Source organism: Acidaminococcus sp. (assembly GCF_050873445.1).
Lineage (GTDB): Bacteria > Bacillota > Negativicutes > Acidaminococcales > Acidaminococcaceae > Acidaminococcus.
On sequence record NZ_JBNMIU010000086.1, the window covers coordinates 1 to 4071 of the forward strand.

Annotated in this window: 7 protein-coding genes; all 7 read right to left on the bottom strand. The window is 53.8% G+C overall.

What is annotated here, in order from left to right:
• Positions 1-133 precede the first annotated feature (133 nt).
• Complete coding sequence (locus ACR0QW_RS10705; protein ID WP_432643623.1) at positions 134-448, bottom strand: hypothetical protein; 315 nt, start codon at positions 446-448, stop codon at positions 134-136.
• A gap of 1 nt (position 449) precedes the next feature.
• Positions 450-1025 (bottom strand): phage tail-collar fiber domain-containing protein, encoded by a 576-nt coding sequence (locus ACR0QW_RS10710; protein ID WP_432643624.1) that lies wholly within the window; start codon positions 1023-1025, stop codon positions 450-452.
• Positions 1018-1671, bottom strand: a complete 654-nt coding sequence (locus ACR0QW_RS10715; protein ID WP_432643625.1) for a phage tail protein I — start codon at positions 1669-1671, stop codon at positions 1018-1020. The genes ACR0QW_RS10710 and ACR0QW_RS10715 overlap by 8 nt, the downstream gene beginning before the upstream one ends.
• Positions 1664-2791 (bottom strand): baseplate assembly protein, encoded by a 1128-nt coding sequence (locus ACR0QW_RS10720; protein WP_432643626.1) that lies wholly within the window; start codon positions 2789-2791, stop codon positions 1664-1666. The genes ACR0QW_RS10715 and ACR0QW_RS10720 overlap by 8 nt, the downstream gene beginning before the upstream one ends.
• Positions 2778-3098 carry a hypothetical protein gene (locus ACR0QW_RS10725; RefSeq protein WP_432643627.1) on the bottom strand — a complete coding sequence of 107 codons (321 nt, stop codon included), beginning with the start codon at positions 3096-3098 and terminating at the stop codon, positions 2778-2780. The genes ACR0QW_RS10720 and ACR0QW_RS10725 overlap by 14 nt, the downstream gene beginning before the upstream one ends.
• Positions 3099-3109: 11 nt before the next feature.
• The gene (locus ACR0QW_RS10730; protein WP_432643628.1) at positions 3110-3577 is read right to left on the bottom strand and encodes a phage tail protein; all 468 of its coding nucleotides are present in this window, start codon (positions 3575-3577) and stop codon (positions 3110-3112) included.
• Positions 3578-3589: 12 nt separating this feature from the next.
• Positions 3590-4071: hypothetical protein (locus ACR0QW_RS10735; RefSeq protein ID WP_432643629.1), on the bottom strand; the 482-nt coding region annotated here is incomplete at its 5' end.

Here is a 4071-nt window from a genome sequence, read left to right on the forward strand (position 1 = left end):
GTGCTGTACTTCATCCGATGGAGTGACTTCCCGCTTTTCCAGTCTGATATCTGCGGCCGGCTTTTCCAGGGTGCAGGAAATTTTTTCTGTCCCGGAGATGACAGCGGTAATCTTTTCCACCCTAACCACCTCCTCAGGTCGTCACATCCGGCAGCAGGTGATAGTCATAGGGACCGATGGTCTGTACATCACCATTTTTCTGATGCACTTCAATGTCATATACATAATCCCCATAAGGTAAGCCCTGAGTCATTTCATGCGGGATATGTACCATGCCACCTTCAACGGATACCTGGAAAAGGAAGTCCGTATCCCGCAGCCGTTTCTTCACGGACAGAACTGCGGTATAATCTTTGATTTCTTGCCCATCCGGATCTGACAGCTTGATCGCAAAGCGAGCAGTGTCACCTCTGATGTGATAGATCACATTGTTCCTGACCCTGAACATATTACACCTCCAAAATCTCCACCCACAGTCCTCTGCTGGACATGGAAGCCGGCTTATCAGCTGTAGGAGTCACCTGCAGCAGACTGGGATGGGCTTTTTCACTGTTGTCATGATTATCCAGGTCCTGCCGCAGCAGCAAACCCTTCGGATCCAGTACCGCCGTCACATCATCCGCGCTGGTAATGATCACTTGCAGGTGGAGTCCCACAGACAGGACGGTGCTGCTGCCTTTGGCTTGCAGGTAGTCAGCGTGGCTGTCCGTCATCACTGCATAGAGGATTTCCCCATCATCGGGATCAGTGGCGAACACCCCCAGCTCCCGCATATAGAAGCCCTTCTCCAGATTGGCGTTGGTAATAACGCCCTCAACCTCGCACACCCCAGTATCAAAAGGTGTAATGGAAGAGATGCCAATATTGGCCTTGGGGGACACGAGATCTGTCATAGATTCGATGTCGGATGGCGTCCCATCCCCCACCTTCAGCTTGGTCAGCTCCAGTTTACATTTCCCGGCCGTCACCTTTGCTTCCAGGGTGCGGCCTTTATTCGTCAAGATTGCTCCAGTCCAGTTAGCCATTTTTTCCTCCTATCCAGATTTCCTTGAAAACTTGCGTGGCCATGATAAACCGTTTTGTCTGCACCACGCTGACGGGTAGCAATGTAGGAAGGCTAATATTGATATCCTTATGGACAGCCGTGGCTATGGCATGGCGCTTCACCATGCTTAGTTCCCTGTACCAGATAAGTTCATCCAACCAGGAACGCACATTTTTGGCATTATCAATGGCCCGGGTAAGATTATCTACTGCAGTGCCGTTCCGCACTTCATCCGGCATACCTTCCACGCGGAAGTGATACGGTTGGCCATTATATTCAGGCCACTCTTTCACTTTGGCACCACCAGCCAGGTTATCAACCACCTGTCGCACAGCGTATACCGTACCCTTGTATCGATGGATAGCGATAGCAGACCTGACCTGGCTGCGCTTGGTTTCGATATTGGCCGTGTCGTCGTAGTCATCTACATGGAACTGCCGGGCAAGAATATCCAAGATATCTTCCGGGAGGCTGTCGATACGGCTGTACACCAGTTCCATCGGAATAAGGTCAGTGACAGCATTCAAGGCTTCAGAAACCGCATCCGCTGTCTCCTTCACTCCTTTATCCCCAGAGATAGAGGATGGCAGGACGAGTTTCAGGTCAAAATCCTTCAGCTTACTCATTCATCTGCCCCCCTAAAAAGCTCACCGTTATCTTCCCTGCTACTGCCAGCTCTGTTGCCTGCAGGATCTTGATAGCCGGCGACGTTACAGTTACCTTCCGGGCCCCAGCCTGAACCATCAGTTCATAAAGTTTGGATGGGTCGATATCCCGTCCCAGTTTCGATTTCTGCCATAACACATACTGGTTCACCGCTTTCGTCACAGCCTCCTGGATGGCAGTAGTCTGAGCCCGATCATCGGTGGTAATGTAATAGGCCGCATTGATGTCATAAGACACGGTGGTGGGTGCTTTGGCTGTCACCTTATCGGTCAGTGGCCGCACCTTTTCCGCGCTGCACACCTCAAGTACGTCGTCCAGGACTTCCTGCTCCGGGATGGCACCGCTGGCCAGCAGAGGGACGATCAGGACTTCCCCAGCTGCCGGAGACGATACGTTCACGTCGACAATATTCGCGTTAGCGCTCTTCGCGAAGTAGGCATAGGCGCCATAGGAGCCAGCATCGGAAAAGGACTCTGGCGCCTCATGGATACGCTCCCGATATGGATCATCAGCTTCCGCATCGGCACCCCCAGCGCTAACGGTGGTATTGGTCACCGTCGCCATAAACGGCAGCGGATCAACCTGGCGATCCAGAGCACCTGCCTTAAAGCCGTTGCCAATTTCACCAACCTGGGTACAGGTGCAGTGTACCAGCCCGGACGTCTCGCCTGCCGGGATTACAGTATCCTTGTCTGCAGCAAAGTAGACACTCCCTGTCTGATCTGTCACCCGGGTGCCTTTGGGAACGGTATAAGCGGTTCCGATATCATCCGTAGACAGCGTATACTTCATTGTTACTTCTGCCGCCCTGGCCGGGATACGTTCCACATCCAGCAGCGCCCCCAGGTGATCCAGGTAGCTTCCTTTGGCGTAAGCCAAAAGATTCATCCTGCCGGCCTGGTCAATCAGATAACGCTGCTCCACGATCACGGCCGCAACAGCCAGCAGGAACAGCCTCACCGGGTCCCCTTCAGCCAGGGTTCTCCCGGTAATTTTCTGATAAGCGTCAATCACAGTATTTTTCACGGTTTCCGAATCATAATCGGCAAACCGTACATCAGCAAGTTTACTCAGATCCAACGATTCTCACCTCCAATGCAGGCACCAGCTTCCCATTCTCTTCTCCTGAAAAGTCAATGGATTGGATGATAGCCCGGGGCTCATACCTTTTTACAGCCGCAAAGATTTCCCCGCTGAGCATAGCCTTTGCCTGCGGCATAGGCAGGTCCACTACGCTGCCACTGACGCCGAATTCCCGGTCCAGAGGTACGGAATATTTCACCGTGGAGAGGATGGTCCGCACATTCTGCAGGACTTCTTCTACCAGCCCCCGCGGCGCAAAATCAACTGTTGCTGGATTCCCGTCCACAATATATGACTTTGACATCTCATACCTCCTTAAAAGACCGTAGCCAGCACGTTACCAATGGATCCATACAGGTCCACCTTAGATTGTTCCTCTGTATAGTTGTCCGTGCTGTATTCCTTCAGCTGTACATGGAGCTTGCACCAGATACGGTTCCCGGTGGGGCCGTAGTAGTTGTCGCTCTCGGACAGGCTCATCAGGCGCCAGTAATTCTGGCTGACCGGATGGCCTCCGATGATCAGCGGGAACACTACGCCCATGTCCCGCATCTGGCGCAGCATTTTCACCGCGCCGTCAGGATCCACACCGTACTGTCTAGCCAGGATCAGGTCAAAAGCAATCGACTGCAGGCCCGGCCCCAGGAACTCGCTGACGGGTTTGTAATGGATAAGGTCATGGTCCGCCCACCTGGCTTCCCCCTCCTGCCCCACGCCGGAAGGCGTCAGGGTATAAGTGGAAGCAGCCAGGAAAACTACGGGGCCCATATAACCGATATACATAGTTTCACCTCTCTACTGGGGACCGCCGGTAGAACTGCCGCCGGATTCCACTCCACCATGGGTGTGACCCTTCAGCGATATGCCACTGGCCACTACATCCCCGGCGCCCTGGATGTCCAGTGTGCCGGCATGGATAGTCAGTGTGCCGCCGATGGTCATGGTCATGTCCCCAGGATGGTTTAATACCCGGGTTCCTGCTGCGGCCCCGTCAGGCGGAGCATCCACTTTGCTGTAGAAAGTACCCAGGACGAAACCGTCCCCTGTTCCCTTACCCGAGAAGTTCGGCAGCTGCAGGCACAGCACTTGGTCACCCACAGCAGGGAGCCAGTAGTCTTTACTGCTGCTGGACCCCCGCTGCAAAACGGCCAGCTCACCGGACACCTTGTTTTCCTTGTCTGAGCGGACTGCCCTCACCATACCGGTACTGGAGTCCACAGAGCTGACCTCGCCGATATACAGCATCCCCTCCAGGAGTCGTTTAGTATCCATTGAGA

What these genes read in the sequence shown, in the direction of transcription:
- ACR0QW_RS10725 (WP_432643627.1), bottom strand. Translation starts at nt 3,098, where the DNA reads ATGTCAAAGTCATATATTGTGGACGGGAATCCAGCAACAGTTGATTTT.
- ACR0QW_RS10705 (WP_432643623.1), bottom strand. Translation starts at nt 448, where the DNA reads ATGTTCAGGGTCAGGAACAATGTGATCTATCACATCAGAGGTGACACT.
- ACR0QW_RS10715 (WP_432643625.1), bottom strand. Translation starts at nt 1,671, where the DNA reads ATGAGTAAGCTGAAGGATTTTGACCTGAAACTCGTCCTGCCATCCTCT.
- ACR0QW_RS10730 (WP_432643628.1), bottom strand. Translation starts at nt 3,577, where the DNA reads ATGTATATCGGTTATATGGGCCCCGTAGTTTTCCTGGCTGCTTCCACT.
- ACR0QW_RS10710 (WP_432643624.1), bottom strand. Translation starts at nt 1,025, where the DNA reads ATGGCTAACTGGACTGGAGCAATCTTGACGAATAAAGGCCGCACCCTG.